This is a genomic window from Specibacter sp. NPDC057265 (assembly GCF_042668835.1).
Classification (GTDB): Bacteria; Actinomycetota; Actinomycetes; order Actinomycetales; family Micrococcaceae; genus Specibacter.
Window position 1 is genome coordinate 41,433 of the sequence record NZ_JBHUYE010000005.1, and the last position, 14,390, is coordinate 55,822.

At 64.1% G+C, this 14,390-nt stretch carries 10 protein-coding genes and 1 tRNA gene; 7 read left to right on the forward strand and 4 right to left on the reverse strand.

Annotated elements, in window-relative coordinates:
- Positions 1–58 precede the first annotated feature (58 nt).
- Positions 59–724 carry an MBL fold metallo-hydrolase gene (locus ACFUCV_RS05370; protein ID WP_380812924.1) on the forward strand — a complete coding sequence of 222 codons (666 nt, stop codon included), beginning with the start codon at positions 59–61 and terminating at the stop codon, positions 722–724.
- On the opposite strand, the gene ACFUCV_RS05375 is transcribed toward ACFUCV_RS05370, so the two are convergent.
- Complete coding sequence (locus ACFUCV_RS05375; protein WP_380812931.1) at positions 721–1,842, reverse strand: PLP-dependent cysteine synthase family protein; 1,122 nt, start codon at positions 1,840–1,842, stop codon at positions 721–723. The genes ACFUCV_RS05370 and ACFUCV_RS05375 overlap by 4 nt on opposite strands.
- Positions 1,843–1,910: 68 nt before the next feature.
- Here ACFUCV_RS05375 and ACFUCV_RS05380 point away from each other — a divergent pair, with 68 nt between their 5' ends.
- Positions 1,911–2,960, forward strand: coding sequence for an NAD(P)-dependent alcohol dehydrogenase (locus ACFUCV_RS05380; protein ID WP_380812934.1), 1,050 nt, complete (start codon positions 1,911–1,913; stop codon positions 2,958–2,960).
- 20 nt (positions 2,961–2,980) lie between these two features.
- Positions 2,981–3,409: an HIT family protein gene (locus ACFUCV_RS05385; protein WP_380812937.1), complete on the forward strand. Its 429-nt coding sequence runs from the start codon at positions 2,981–2,983 to the stop codon at positions 3,407–3,409.
- A gap of 42 nt (positions 3,410–3,451) precedes the next feature.
- Here the strand turns inward: ACFUCV_RS05385 and hrpA are convergent, their stop codons facing one another.
- Positions 3,452–7,378 (reverse strand): ATP-dependent RNA helicase HrpA, encoded by a 3,927-nt coding sequence (gene hrpA, locus ACFUCV_RS05390; protein WP_380812940.1) that lies wholly within the window; start codon positions 7,376–7,378, stop codon positions 3,452–3,454.
- 12 nt (positions 7,379–7,390) lie between these two features.
- Positions 7,391–8,254: a hypothetical protein gene (locus ACFUCV_RS05395; protein ID WP_380812943.1), complete on the reverse strand. Its 864-nt coding sequence runs from the start codon at positions 8,252–8,254 to the stop codon at positions 7,391–7,393.
- Between the two features lie 122 nt (positions 8,255–8,376).
- Here ACFUCV_RS05395 and ACFUCV_RS05400 point away from each other — a divergent pair, with 122 nt between their 5' ends.
- Both ACFUCV_RS05400 and ACFUCV_RS05405 read left to right on the forward strand, forming a co-directional pair.
- Entirely contained in the window at positions 8,377–8,865 is a 489-nt protein-coding gene (locus ACFUCV_RS05400; protein WP_380812946.1) for a GNAT family N-acetyltransferase, read from the forward strand.
- Positions 8,866–9,069: 204 nt separating this feature from the next.
- Positions 9,070–10,995, forward strand: a complete 1,926-nt coding sequence (locus ACFUCV_RS05405; RefSeq protein ID WP_380812949.1) for an HNH endonuclease — start codon at positions 9,070–9,072, stop codon at positions 10,993–10,995.
- A 193-nt stretch (positions 10,996–11,188) separates the two neighbouring features.
- On the opposite strand, the gene ACFUCV_RS05410 is transcribed toward ACFUCV_RS05405, so the two are convergent.
- A tRNA-Arg gene (locus ACFUCV_RS05410) sits at positions 11,189–11,261 on the reverse strand.
- A 162-nt stretch (positions 11,262–11,423) separates the two neighbouring features.
- On the opposite strand from ACFUCV_RS05410, the gene ACFUCV_RS05415 reads away from it, so the two are divergent.
- A complete protein-coding gene (locus tag ACFUCV_RS05415) occupies positions 11,424–12,719 on the forward strand; it encodes a CynX/NimT family MFS transporter (RefSeq protein WP_380812952.1) in 1,296 nt (431 codons plus the stop codon).
- Between the two features lie 17 nt (positions 12,720–12,736).
- Entirely contained in the window at positions 12,737–14,389 is a 1,653-nt protein-coding gene (gene argS, locus ACFUCV_RS05420; RefSeq protein WP_380812956.1) for an arginine--tRNA ligase, read from the forward strand.
- The last annotated feature ends 1 nt before the right edge of the window (position 14,390 follow it).

Sequence of the window (14,390 nt, forward strand, 5' to 3'; positions counted from 1 at the left end):
GCCTGCATCCCCAGCGGTGGCCATGGCCAAGAAGCGGCTGCGGCAATAGGCTGGGCCCATGCTGCTGACAAAATTCACCCATTCCTGTGTCCGGCTTGAACGCGACGGCAGGACCCTGGTCCTTGACCCGGGCGTGTTGTCCGAATCGGCGCAGGCGCTCACCGGTGCCGACGCCGTGTTGATCACCCATGAACACGCCGACCATTTCGACGCCGACGCCCTCGTCCAGGCCCTCTCCGCGTCGCCGGCGCTGACCATTCATGCCCCCCACAAGGTGGCGGCGGAACTGCGCGGCCAGGCTCCCGGGCAGGCCGAACGCATCCACGACACGGCGCCCGGCACCGGCTTCGAAGCTGCCGGCTTTTCCGTCCGGTGCTTTGGCGGCCAACACGCACTTATCCACGCCTCGGTCCCTGTGGTCCCCAATGTGGGCTACTTGATTGAGGACGCCGACGGCGCGGTGTATCACCCGGGGGATTCGCTCATTGTTCCCCATGGCGTTGCGGTGCACACCTTGCTGGTGCCCGTGCAGGCACCGTGGTCGAAGGTGGCGGAGGTGGTGGATTTTGTGGTCTCGGTGCGGGCTCCACGGGCCTTCCAGATCCACGACGGCCTGCTCAATGAGCAGGGCCTGGAGTTCACCGAGTCCCACATTGCCCGCATCGGAGCCCAGCACGGCGTGGTGTTTGAACACTTGGCGCCGGGCCGGACGGTGGAACTTTAGGAGCGGCCGCCGGCGTCCCAGCTGCCCGTGGCGAAGAAGTCGGCAAGGGTCCGCAGCTGTGCCGCAGGATCCAGGCCCTTGGCCGCCAGCCATTCGCTGTTGTTGTAGCTGCCCGCGTACCTTTCACCGCCGTCGCACATGAGCGTGACAATGCTGCCGCGCTCACCGGCGGCCACCATGCGCGCCACCAACTGCCACACGCCCCACAGGTTGGTGCCCGTGGACGGGCCGGCGTGGAGGCCGCTCAGCTGCTCAAAGTGGATCATGGCTGCCACGGAGGCGGCGTCGGGAACTTCAACCATGGCGTCAATGACCCCCGGGATGAAACTGGGTTCCACGCGTGGCCGGCCAATGCCCTCAATGCGGGAGGAGCGTCCCGTGACCCACTGCATGTCGGAATTTTTCCAGGCCGGGTAAAACGCCGAGCCTTCCGGATCCACCACCGCCAGAGCCGTGGCATGGGCGTGGTAGCGCAGGTACCTGCCAATGGTGGCCGAGGTGCCCCCGGTGCCGGCACCCACCACCACCCAGCGCGGCTCCGGGAAGCGTTCGTGGGCCAGCTGGCTGAAGATTGATTCGGCAATGTTGTTGTTTCCCCGCCAGTCGGTGGCCCGCTCGGCGTAGGTGAATTGGTCCATGTAGTGCCAGTTGTCCTGTGCAGCCAGGGTGGCGGCGGCCTGGTACACCTCCGGCGCGTGGTCCACAAAGTGGCAGCGCCCGCCAAACTGCTCAATCAGGGCAATCTTCTCCGGGCTGGTCGAACGCGTCATGACGGCCACAAAGTCTAGGCCCAACAGCTGGGCAAAATACGCCTCCGACACCGCCGTGCTGCCTGAACTCGCCTCCACCACAGTGGTGCCGTGGTTGATCCAGCCGTTCACCAGGGCAAAAAGGAACAGGGAACGGGCCAGCCGGTGCTTGAGGCTGCCGGTGCGGTGGGAAGATTCGTCCTTGACGTATAAATCCACTCCCCAGTGGGCCGGGAGCTCGATTTTATGCAGGTGCGTATCCGCCGAGCGGTTGTTTTCCGCCTGGACCTTGGCAATGGCTGCCTTGGTCCAGGCCCGCTGGGCTGCGGTGGCAAGATGGTCGGCGGGGTTTGCGTGGCTTGGCTCCATTGTTCCAGTCTAGGCACGCTGCCGCCGGCTGCCGCACGCTGCCGCCGGAACGGCGCTAGTGTGGATTCATGACCGAAGTAAAAGCATACGCAGCCACCTCACCCACCTCGGGCCTGGTGCCCAGCACCGTTGAACGCCGCGAGCCCGGCGCGCACGATGTGGAAATCGCCATTGAATTTTGCGGGCTCTGCCACTCCGATGTGCATACCATCCGCGCCGAATGGGGCCAGGTGAGCTACCCGCTGGTTCCCGGGCATGAAATTGTGGGCACCGTCAGTCGTGTGGGCAAGGCGGTTCAGGGCTTTACGGTGGGCCAGGTGGTGGGTGTGGGCTGCATGGTGGACTCGTGCCGCGAATGCGGTTCCTGCCTGGAAGGCTTTGAGCAGTACTGCGAAATGGGCAACACCGGCACCTACGGGGCCGTGGACCGGCGCAATGGGGACACCATCACCCAGGGCGGCTACGCCAAGGCCATTGTGGTGGATGAGAACTACGTGCTGCACATTCCCGAGGGCATGAACCTGGCCGCGGCCGCACCGCTGTTGTGCGCCGGCGTCACCACGTATTCGCCGCTGCGCTACCTCGACGTCCAGGAAGGCGACGCTGTGGGCGTCATTGGCCTGGGCGGGCTGGGCCACATGGGCGTGAAGATCGCCAAGGGCCTTGGTGCCACCGTCACGGTGTTCACCACCTCCGCCGCCAAGGCCGACGCCGCCCTGGCGTTGGGTGCCGACCACGTGGTGGTGTCCACTGACGCGGAGGCCATGGCGGGGGCCGCGAACTCCCTCAATGCGATCCTGGACACGGTGGCCGCCGTCCACGACCTCAACCCGTACCTGGCCACCCTGGCCCGGGACGGCGCCCTGATCCAGTTGGGTCTGCCCGCCGAGGCCATGCCGCCCATCCAGCCCGGGCTGATGATTGGCAAGCGCCTGGCCTATGGCGGCTCGCTCATTGGCGGCATTGCCGAAACCCAGGAAATGCTGGACTTTTGTGCCGAGCACGGCATTGCCTCGGACATTGAACTGGTGGCGGCCTCCGATTTGGACGCCGCCTATGACCGCATGGTGGCAGGGGACGTGAAGTACCGCTTTGTCCTTGACGTCTCCACGCTTTAAACCTTTGACAGGAGTAGTTCTTGAGCACCTTGTTCAGCAAAATCATTGCCGGTGAAATCCCGGGCCGGTTCGTGTGGAAGGACGAGGAGTGCGTATCCTTTTTGACCATTGGGCCCATCACTGACGGCCATGTTTTGGTGGTGCCCCGGCTGGAGGTGGACAAGTGGACCGACGCCCCGCCGGAACTGCTGGCGAAGCTGGCCACTGTGGCCCAAAGCATTGGACAGGCCCAGCTGGAGGCCTTTGGTGCACCCCGGGCCGGGGTGATGCTCGCCGGCTTTGAGGTCGAACACCTGCACATTCACGTGTTCCCGGCCTTTGGCCTGGGAAACTTCAGTTTTGACGCCGTGGACAACCACCCGGAACCGGACGTGCTTGATGACAATGCGCGCCGGCTCAGGGCCGCCCTGCGAAGGGCTGGACACGGCCAGTTCGTCCCGCAGGACTAAGTTCGGTTCCGGCGGCGGTTCCCGGCGCCGCCGCCGGTCCAGTTAGGCCAGGGCCTTGGCCAAGGCCACCTTGATGCGTTTCTCGGACACCGGGTACGCCGTGCCAAGCTCCACGGCGAACAAGCTCACGCGCAGTTCCTCAATCATCCAGCGCACGTGCTGAAGTCCCGCGGCGGAACGTTGGCCGGGCAGCAGCGCCGCCACGGCGTCGTCGTAGTCATCCTCCAGCCGCTGGACCACTGCCATGGACTGGGCGTCGCGGGCCACATTGGCGGGCAGTTTTTCCAACCGCTTTTCAATGGCGGCCAAATAACGCGGCAGTTGGCTCAGCTGCGCAAAGCCGGTCTTCGCCACAAAACCAGGGTGGACCAGCAGTTCCAGCTGCTGTGAGATGTCATTGAGGGCGCTGATCAGGGGCAGGCTGGTGCTTTGGGCCAGGGCCCGGCGGATGCGCATGTTCGCGGCCAGGACCTTTTCCACAATGGCGGTGACTGTAAAGACGGTGTCGATCAGTTCGGCCCGCACCATCTCGTACAGGGTGTCAAAGCCGGCCCTGTCCCAGGGCAGCTGGGCGGGGGTGAGCTTGTCAATGGTGGCCAGCGTGCAGTCGGCAATGAGTTCGGTGACGCTGCCGTGCGGGTTTTGGCTGAAGGTGAGCTTTTCAGTGTTGCTCAAGTGGTCCAAAACGTAGCGGTCAGGTGAGGGCACCCGCAGGGCCAGCAGCCGGATGACGCCGCGGCGCATGGCGCCCTCCTGGGCATCCTGGCGCTGGAACACCCGGACCCCGGCAGTGGCCCCTTCATCCACCAGTGCCGGATAACCCGTGACGGTGTGGCCGCCCACCAGGCGCTTCACCTCGCGCGGCAGGGTGCCAATGCTCCACTCAGTCAGCCCGGAGCGTTCGGCAATGCCGCCGCCGGGAGCTGCCGGTCCGGCCGTCCCGCCGCTGTGCGGCGCCCGGCCGGGAGCCTGGGGACCGGCAGGACCTGATCCCCGTGCGGCCTTGACGCTTTGCGGGGTGGCGCCGAGGGACTCGGCAATGGCGCGGCGGGTGGCCCCCGCCAGCTGTGCCTGCAGAGCCGCCAGGTCCTGGCCCTCCTCCAGGACGCGGCCATTTTTATCCACCACGGAGAAGGTCATGCGCAGGTGCGTGGGCACGGCAGCCCAGTTCCAGGAACCGGGCGGAATGATGTGGCCCTTGATGCGGCGCAGCGCCAGTTCCAGCGAGGGCTCCAGTTCATCCACTGCCGGGTCGAAGTCGGCCGCGAGCGCCTGTGCCGCCTGCCGGGCCACATCGGGGGCCGGAATGAAGTTCTTCCGGATGGCCTTGGGCAGCGACTTGATCAGCGCCGTCACCAGCTCGGCGCGCAGCCCGGGGATCTGCCACCTGAAAGGCGCCTCGGACAACTGGTTCAGGAACAACAGCGGCACCTGCACCGTGACGCCGTCGGACGGGTTGGGCGCGGAACCCGGCGCGGTGGGATGGAACTCGTAGCTCAGCGGCAACTCAAACTCGCCCTGGGTCCAGAGCTTGGGGAAGGCGTCCTGGTCCAGCCCGGCCTCCTCGGCCATGACCACGTGCGTGTCAAAGTCCAACAGGGCGGGGTTTTTGTGCCGGGCGTCCTTCCACCACTTGTCAAAATGCCGCTCGGACACCACCTCGGCGCCCACCCGCTGGTCATAGAACTCAAAGAGGGTCTCGTCGTCCACGCGCAGGTCGCGGCGACGCATGCGCGTCTCCAGCTCCTCCACCTCGGCCAGCACGGCCTGGTTGCGGTGGAAGAACTTGTGGTTGCTATGCCAGTCGCCTTCCACCAGGGCATGACGGATGAACAGCTCACGGCTCAGTTCGGGGTCTATGCGCCCGTAGTGGATGCGGCGGTCCGGCACAATGGGCACGCCATAGAGGGTGACCTTTTCATGGGCCATGACCGAGCCCATCTTCTTGGACCAGTGCGGCTCGCTGTAGCTGCGCTTGACCAATTCCGGTGCCACCTGCTCCGCCCACAGGGGATCAAACTTGGCGGCCACCCGCGCCCACAGCCGCGAAGTTTCCACCAGCTCGGCGGCCATGACCCAGTCCGGTGACTTCTTGAACAGGGCCGAGCCCGGGAAAACGGCGAACCTGGTGCCGCGGGCGCCGGCATACTCCCGTTTGCGCGCGTCGTAGAGGCCAATGTGGCTCAGCAGCCCCGTCAGCAGGGACATGTGGATGGCGTCGTGATTGCCCACCGGGTCAATGTCGTTGCCGGAGACCTTGATATCCAGCGACCTGCCCATTTGCTTGAGCTGGGTGAACAGGTCCTGCCACTCGCGCACGCGCAGGTAGTTGATGAACTCGGCCTTGCACAGCCGGCGGAAGGCGCTGGAGGAGAGCTCCGCCTGCTTGTCCTTGATGTACCGCCATAGGTTCAAAAAGCCGGTGAAGTCCGAATGCTCATCCGCAAAGCGCTTGTGCTTCTCCGCCGCGAGCTGCTGCTTGTCCGTGGGACGCTCGCGCGGGTCCTGGATGGTCAGGGCAGCGGCCAGCACCATGACCTCCGCGGCCACGCCGCGCTTGGCGGCCTCCACGATCATCCGTCCCAGCCGCGGATCCACCGGCAGCTGGGAGAGCTGGCGGCCGACGCCGGTGATGCCGCCCTGGGCGCTCAGCGCACCCAGCTCGCGCAGCAGGGTCACGCCGTCGGTGATGGCCCGGGAATCCGGTGGCTGCACGAACGGGAACTTCTCCACATCCTTGGGTCCCTTGGCCACGCCCATGGCAGTCATCTGCAAAATCACGGCAGCCAGGTTGGTGCGCAGGATTTCCGGATCCGTGAACTCACTGCGGGAGTTGTAGTCCTCCTCGGCGTACAACCGGATGCAGATGCCGTCGGAGACGCGTCCACACCGCCCGGAGCGCTGGTTGGCCGAGGCCTGGGAGACCCTTTCAATGGGCAGGCGCTGGACCTTGGTCCTGTGCGAGTAGCGGGAAATGCGCGCGGTGCCCGTGTCAATGACGTACTTGATGCCCGGCACCGTCAGGGAGGTCTCCGCCACATTGGTGGCCAGCACAATCCGCTTCCGGCTGCCGGGGCTGAACACCGCATGCTGTTCGGCCAGGGACAGCCGGGCAAACAGGGGCAGGATCTGCACGTCCCGCAGCCGCGGATTGCTTTTGACCCGCCCGGCCAGGGCATCGGCGGCGTCGCGGATTTCACGTTCGCCGGAGAAGAAGATCAAAATGTCCCCGGGTGCCTCCTTGGCCAGTTCGTCCACGGCGTCGCAGACGGCATCCAAAGGATCCCGGTCCTCCTCACTGTTCCCGCCGTCAAGGCGCCGGTCGGTGCCCACCTTGGCATCGTCGTCGTCCGCTGCCGGGCTGCTCAGGGGGCGGTAGCGGATCTCCACGGGGAAGGTGCGGCCGGAAACTTCAATGATGGGGGCGGGGCCGTCTTCGGAGGCGAAGTGGCTGGCGAAGCGTTCGGGATCGATGGTGGCCGAGGTGATGACCACCTTCAAATCCGGACGCTTGGGCAGGATCTGGCGTAGATAGCCCAGGATGAAGTCAATGTTCAGGGAGCGCTCATGCGCCTCGTCAATGATGATGACCGAATATTTGCGCAGGAGCCGGTCGCGCTGGATCTCGGCGAGCAGGATGCCGTCGGTCATGAGCTTGATCTTGGTTTGCGGGCCCACATGGCCGGTGAAACGGACCTGGAAGCCCACCTCCTGGCCAATTTCCACGCCAAGTTCGCTGGCAATGCGCTCGGCGACGGTGCGCGCGGCCAAACGGCGCGGCTGCGTGTGGCCAATGAGGCCCTTCTCTGCCAGGCCCAGCTCCACACACATCTTGGGGATCTGGGTGGTCTTTCCGGACCCGGTTTCACCGGCAATGATGGTGACCTGGTTGGCGGCAATGGCAGCCATAATGTCCTCGCGGCGCTCGGAAACGGGCAGCGCGGCAGGGTAGCTAATAGTCAAAGACATGATGGCTTTAGTTTATGCGCTCACCCGCTGCGGGGTTTCCCCGCGCATGCGGGCAGGCAGCGTCAGTGTTCCCTGGATGGCAACTGCCAATAGTACGACGCCGGCAACGGCCAGTGCCGCACCTGCCACCGCAGCGGCTGTTATCCACGCGCCTGCGGAGCCCGCAGCCGCGTCCCCCATGGTCAGGCGTGCAAGCAGCGCCGTGGCGCCAAGACCGGCCAGGGCCATGCCGTTGGTGAAAGCGGCCAGGTTCCGCAGCGCAAGCTGGCGCCACCTTTGATCCAGCGCAGCCATGCGCGGATCGGACAGGCAGTGTGTTGTGGCAATCCGGCGTGCTGCCAACAAAGCCGAGCCGGCGAGCGCGGCGGTGGCCAGCAATGCCGGGATGCCGTTCTGCCACGGCAGGTACCCCGGCGCCGTGGTGCCGGCGGCTGTGACGAATGCGGCGCCGGCCAGCAGTATTGCCAGCGTCAGCGGCAGGGACCGCTTGGCGGTCCAGCCGGGGCTTTCCTTGGGGCTGCCGGCCGTGGCTGGTCCGCTTGCCACTTTCCTTGCCGGCAGCGTGGAGAACAGCAGCAGGCCGGCGCTGCTGGACAATTGCGCGGTGAGGACCGCCGTCAGGGCTGCCTGGCCCGCGACAGCCACTGAAAAACGGAAAATGGTGGCAAATAGGGCCAGCGTGAAGACGGCAGCAACAAAAGTTCGCAATTGCGCCCCACGGAAGGAGCGGTTCTGTTCTGCAAGGCCCACGGCAGGCAGTGCCGTGCCCCGTCCCAGCGCGCGGGGGGCTTTTTTGGCGGTGATCCAGGACGCTGTTGCCGTGACGGCCCACGCCAGTGCAACGAGCAGGGCAAGAAGGGCAATCAATTTGCTCATGGTGAAAGTGTTCCATGAATCCATTGCCCGGCGTTCCGGGTTGCTTGCAGGGCCTGGGCGGGTGGAGGCCAGCCGGAGGGTTATGGTGAAGGAAGCTACTTTCTGGGAAGGTCCATTCGTTGATGCTGGAAACTTTTGCGCTCGCAAACGGGGAATTTCAACTGCGGCGGGCCACCGAGGCGGATGTTCCTGCCATGGTGGAGCTGCTGGCCAATGATCCCCTGCGCGCGGCCGCGGAGTCTGTGGCACCGGAGGACCGCGGGCCCTATCTGGACGCATTTCGGGCAGTGGATGGTGACACCGCGCATTTATTGTGTGTGGTGGTTGACGGGGCCGGGTTTGTTGCAGCCACCATGCAGCTGACGTTTTTGCCCGGACTGGCCCGGCGGGGTGCCACCCGGCTTCAAATCGAAGCTGTCCGTGTTCATGAGCGGCTGCGCGGACAGGGTTTGGGTTCGGCCATGATTGCCTGGGCTGTTCAGGAGGGCGGGCGCAGGGGAGTTGCCTTGGTGCAGTTGAGCAGTGATGCCGCAAGGCCCGAGGCACACCGTTTTTACCGGCGGTTGGGCTTTATCCAGTCTCATGCAGGATTCAAGCTGCAACTGCTCTGAGGCCTGCGGCCCGTCCCGGCCGGAGCAGATCGGGGCGCGTGATTTCCCTGGTGCAGGGTTGCTTCCTCCACAGCATCGCCAGCGGTGGCAGTTGTCCACAGATTCTTTGAACATGCGGTTTTTCCTTGGCCACGGCTGTGCCCGTATATAGAATTAAGGTACGAGGAGAATAGGAATTCTTCGAACATCAGCTTCAATGTTCAATTGATTTTTTCTCCATCAGCGGGCTCTGCTGACAAGCTGAAGCCCACGGCGCAGGCGGTGATGGCAATGGTGGTCCCAGAGCTTTTTGCTTCGGCCGGATCGGGCTCTGCTTCAATGCCGTGGGAGGGGCCTGCCGCAGCAGCGCACGGCGTCCACCGCCGGGCCCATGATGCTGTGGTTGCCGGCGGCGCCCCCGTGGGAAATACCGGCAGCGACGTGATGGCCAAATGCGACTCCCTCAGGGGACTTTGTTCCAGCGTCATTGAAAGCGGCGGAATGCTTTTTGATCCGGCCATGCTGGCGCAGCTGGACGCGGCCCTGGCGCATCAATTTTCCGCTCAAGCGCAAATTGCCGCCCAGGGGGCAGCGGCGGAATTCAACGCAGCGGTGCGGAAACAGGAGGGTGCTCAACTGCTTCTTTCCCTGCATGAACGCGCAGCTACTGCACAAAGAGCTGCCAGCCATGCTGAAAAACGCGCCGTCCAGGCGAGCGAAGTGATTACGGCACTTGGCGGGGTTCCCACGGAGCTTGGATTTGATGCCGCTGCCGTGGAATCTTTATCCGCGAAGGGTTTTGTGGATCTCATTAACACCTTGGAAGAAGCCAAAAACTCCATGGCTGCCGCCCAGGCCCAGGTCCAAACCCTGTTTGTGGCACAGCAGCGGCTCACTCAAGCCCGGTCCGGGGTGCCACATAAAAGAATAGGTCAAGGAATTGCGCAGCAGATAGCCTTGGCCCGGCGCGAGTCACCGCACCGGGGACGTCAACTGTGTGAACTGGCCGAGGTGCTGGTGCGGGAAATGCCTTGTAGCATGCGCGCCTTCTCCGAGGGCCGGCTCAGTGAATACCGGGCCACCATCATCGCCGCTGAAACAGTGTTCCTCTCGCTGGCAGACCGGGCACAGGTGGATCGGCAAATCGGCGGCGCAGCAGCTGGGGTCGAACTTATGGGCACTGGCGAGCTTAGGTCGGCGGCGCGGAAGGCGGCCTATACCCTCGACCCGGAGTCCTTTGTCAAGCGCCGGCGGAAGGCCGCGAATGACCGCTATGTCTCCCTGCGTCCGGCACCGGACGGCATGACTTTTTTGACCGCACTCATTCCCTTGAAGCAGGGGGTGCGTATCCTCAATACGCTCACCAAGATTGCCGGCAGCGCTCAAGCGGCCGGAGATGAACGTGGCAAAGGGCAAATCATGGCCGATGCGTTGATGCATCGTCTAATTCACCATGCGGCCTGTGACGCGGGTGCCGGTACGGTGGGGGATCACCGGGGTGCCCCGGCTGCTGACGGCAGTTCAATGCCGGCTGCGACCGGCGCTCTTCGGGAGCCATGGTGCACTGCAGTGGCCCAGCCGGACGTGGCACTGGAACTGATCATGACTGACAGAACATTGTTCGGCAACGACAATGAGCCTGCAATGTTGGTGGGCTATGAGGCCATACCGGCTCCTTTGGCCCGGGACATGGTTCTCGGCGAAGGCCCGCCGGAAGCAAGCGGCGGTGGCACGGCTTCTTCGCCGCGGGTGTGGCTCAAACGGCTCTTCACCCACCCTGACAGCAACGGCCTTCTGGCTATGGATTCCAAGGCACGGTTTTTCCCTGAAAATCTCAAAGAGTTCCTGCGAATTCGTGACCAGCGTTGTCAGAGCCCCTACTGCGACGCTCCCATTAGGGAGTACGACCATATCAAGTCATATGCCGCCGGTGGTTCCACCTCCCTCAACAACGGCCAAGGACTATGCACTGCCTGCAACCAGGCCAAGGAAGCTTCCGGTTGGTCCTTTGAAAGGGACGCCGGGGCCCAGTCCGGCTACCCGGAAACCAGGATCACCACACCTACTGGCCACCGCTACATTTCCACGGCACCCCCGCTTCCAGGCCCAAGCCGGAACGGCTCCAACCGCGGCGCACGGCGCCGGTGCTGACGGTACTGCCATGGTGACCAGGGCCCGGTGGTCCTGCCCAACCAGCTCCTTGCCGTGCACGCCGTACCCGACCCGGACTCCCCAAAACCGGACCCAAACGCCGCCCAACGGCGGTCTCAGCGCTTCCCGGAACGCATAAAAAATGGTGCCCGGTCCGGCAAATGAATTTGCCAAACCGGGCACCATCACAAAGTGCCCTCGATAGGATTCGAACCTACGACCTTCCGCTCCGGAGGCGGACGCTCTATCCCCTGAGCTACGAAGGCGTGGCAACCGGAGCTGCCAAAGGGAACGAGAAAGAGCTTAGCAGGTACACGCCGCTGGATGTAAAATTGCCGCGCTGCTCCCCGTCAGGCAGTGCAGCTTCAGGGAAGCCAGCGGCCGTGGGTGTGTGGTTGTGGCAGTAATATTGGGACAATGGTGTGTACGTGTCTGTGAATCAGCGGCCAACGGGCAAGATTTGGCTCCTTGCAAGTGCAATTATTCTGACGGCCCTGACGCTGCGCGCGGCGGTGACAGTCGTCTCCCCGGTGCTGTCAAACATCGGCAGTGATCTGGTCCTGAGTCCCATGGCCATCGGCGTTCTGGGCATGCTGCCCACAGCCGCCTTCGGCCTGTTTGGCTTTCTCACCCCCTTTGTGATTCGCGGGGCATCGCTGGAAAAGCTGATCATGGCCTCCCTGGCCGTGGGCATGGTGGGCCAGATCGCCCGCGTTTTTGCTACCACCACCCCCCTTTTCCTCATCTTCTCAGTTGTGGCCTTCGCTGGTTTGGGGGCTGGAAATGTGCTGCTTCCGCCGCTGGTCAAAAAGCATTTTCCCACCAAGGTGGGCCTCATGACGGCCGTGTACGTCACTGCCATATCTGTGGGTACGGCGCTTCCGGCGCAGCTTGCGGTGCCCGTTGCGGACGCCACGAACTGGCAGTTCTCCCTTTCATCATGGGCGGCCTTGAGCGCCGTGGCACTGGTCCCGTGGTTGGTGGCTGCCTTTTCCAAGGATTCTGGGGAGAAAGCAGCGCCAGCCGGTGCCAACGGCTCCGGTCCAGCCGGATTGGCGGGCCTGAACGTGCCCGGCTTGCCGCTGCGCCCCGCCCCGGCCCCAGTGCCACTGAAAATGAACCTCTGGAAGTCACCCACTGCCTGGGGTTTGACGTTGATGTTCGGGTGCACCTCCCTGAATACCTATGCCTTGTTTGCCTGGCTGCCCCAGATCCTGACCGAGGCGGGCCTCAGCCAGGGTGAAGCCGGCAGCATGCTGGCGTTGTTTGGGGCACTGGGACTGCCGCTAAGCCTGGGCATCCCCATCATTGCGGCCAAAATGCGCAACCCCTTTCCCGCGGTGGTGGTGACCCTGAGTTGTTTTGTGGCCGGCTATCTGGGTTTGCTGTTCTCTCCAGCTGACGCCACATGGCTGTGGGTGTCCCTGACAGGACTTGGCCCGGGAACCTTCCCGCTGGCGTTGCTGCTGATAAACCAACGGACCCGAACCCAACAGGGCGCTGGTGCACTTTCCGGATTTGGCCAAGGCATGGGCTATGCCTTGGCTTGCGCAGGTCCGCTGTTTTTTGGGATGCTCCATGATCAGACAGGCTCCTGGACCCTGCCCTTTACCTTCCTCTTCGCATCCCTGGTGTTGCTGGGCACCGGGGCCTGGATCATTTGCCGTCCCCGCATGCTCGAAGACGATTTCCCCGCACCCCGATTGGGGGACGGTACTGGCTGAACCGTACACTTGGAGACGTGACTCCTGAAGAACTTTCCGCCGCCATTGCCACCTGCCTCAAAGAAGCCGTCGACGCCGGTGATCTCACCGTCCCCGCCGAGGCACTGCCGTCGGAAGTGCGGGTTGAGCGTCCCAAGAGCCGAGAGCACGGGGACTGGGCCACCAACATTGCTTTGCAGCTGGCCAAGCCGGCGGGGGTTGCCCCTCGCAGGATTGCCGAGGTCCTGCAAAACCGTCTGGGCGCCATTGCCGGGGTGTCCAAAGTTGATATTGCCGGCCCGGGCTTTCTGAACATCATTGTGGACACCGCCGCCGCAGCCGAATTGGCGAAGGCCATCGTGGCGGCCGGCGCCACCTTTGGCACCACCACTGCCATGGCCGGCACCAAAATCAACCTTGAGTTCGTTTCGGCGAACCCCACCGGACCCATCCACCTCGGCGGCACCCGCTGGGCGGCCGTGGGGGATTCCCTGGCCCGTATTTTTCAGTCCCAGGGCGCCGACGTCACCCGCGAGTACTACTTCAACGACCACGGGAACCAGATCGACAAGTTTGCCCGTTCACTGCTGGCCAGCGCCAAGGGCGAGCCGGCACCCGAGGACGGCTATGGCGGAGCCTACATTGTGGAAATTGCCGAAGAGGTCATGGCCAACAATCCCGGAGTCCTGACCGCTGACGATCCCCAAGAGGAGTTCCGCGCCCAGGGCGTGGAGCTTATGTTCGCCGCCATCCGTGCCTCGCTGCACGAATTTGGGGTGGACTTTGATGTGTATTTCCACGAGAACTCCCTGTTTGAGGACGGGGCCGTGGAAAAGCTGCTGGACCAGCTCAAGGGTTCGGGCAACATGTACCTCAAGGACGGGGCCTGGTGGCTGAATTCCACCGACTACGGTGATGACAAGGACCGCGTGGTCATCAAGAGCGACGGCAACGCCGCCTACATTGCCGGGGACATTGCCTACTTCAAGAACAAGCGTGACCGCGGCTTCGACCTGTGCATCTACATGCTGGGCGCGGACCACCACGGTTATGTGGCCCGGCTCAAGGCGGCCGCGGCGGCCATGGGAGACGACGCCAACCGGGTTGAGGTGCTGATTGGCCAGATGGTGAACCTGGTCCAGGACGGCAAGCCCGTGCGCATGTCCAAACGGGCCGGCACAGTGGTGACCATGGAGGACCTGGTGGAGGTGGTGGGGACCGACGCTGCCCGCTATTCGCTGGCCCGCTTCTCCTCCGACTCCAACATTGACATTGATTTGGATGTATTGACCAAGAGGTCCAATGAGAACCCCGTGTTCTACGTCCAGTACGCCCACGCACGCACCTGTGCAGTGGCCCGCAATGCGGCCGCCGCGGACGTTCAGCGCAGCGCCTTTGACGCCGCCGCGCTGGGCCATCCCACGGAATCCGAGCTGTTGGCAGTGCTGGGACAGTACCCCGGAGTCCTGGCGCAGGCCGCCGGATTCCGCGAACCGCACCGCGTGGCACGGCATTTGGAAGTCATTGCCGGCGCCTACCACCGCTGGTATGACGCCTGCCGGGTGACCCCCATGGGCGAGGAAGCCGTCACGGACGTCAACCGCACCCGCCTGTGGCTCAACGACGCCGTGGGCCAGGTCCTGGCCAACGGCCTGTCCCTATTGGGCGTATCAGCCCCGGAACGGATGTAAA

What these genes read in the sequence shown, in the direction of transcription:
- ACFUCV_RS05370 (WP_380812924.1), top strand. Translation starts at nt 59, where the DNA reads ATGCTGCTGACAAAATTCACCCATTCCTGTGTCCGGCTTGAACGCGAC.
- ACFUCV_RS05375 (WP_380812931.1), bottom strand. Translation starts at nt 1,842, where the DNA reads ATGGAGCCAAGCCACGCAAACCCCGCCGACCATCTTGCCACCGCAGCC.
- ACFUCV_RS05380 (WP_380812934.1), top strand. Translation starts at nt 1,911, where the DNA reads ATGACCGAAGTAAAAGCATACGCAGCCACCTCACCCACCTCGGGCCTG.
- hrpA (WP_380812940.1), bottom strand. Translation starts at nt 7,378, where the DNA reads ATGTCTTTGACTATTAGCTACCCTGCCGCGCTGCCCGTTTCCGAGCGC.
- ACFUCV_RS05395 (WP_380812943.1), bottom strand. Translation starts at nt 8,254, where the DNA reads ATGAGCAAATTGATTGCCCTTCTTGCCCTGCTCGTTGCACTGGCGTGG.
- ACFUCV_RS05400 (WP_380812946.1), top strand. Translation starts at nt 8,377, where the DNA reads ATGCTGGAAACTTTTGCGCTCGCAAACGGGGAATTTCAACTGCGGCGG.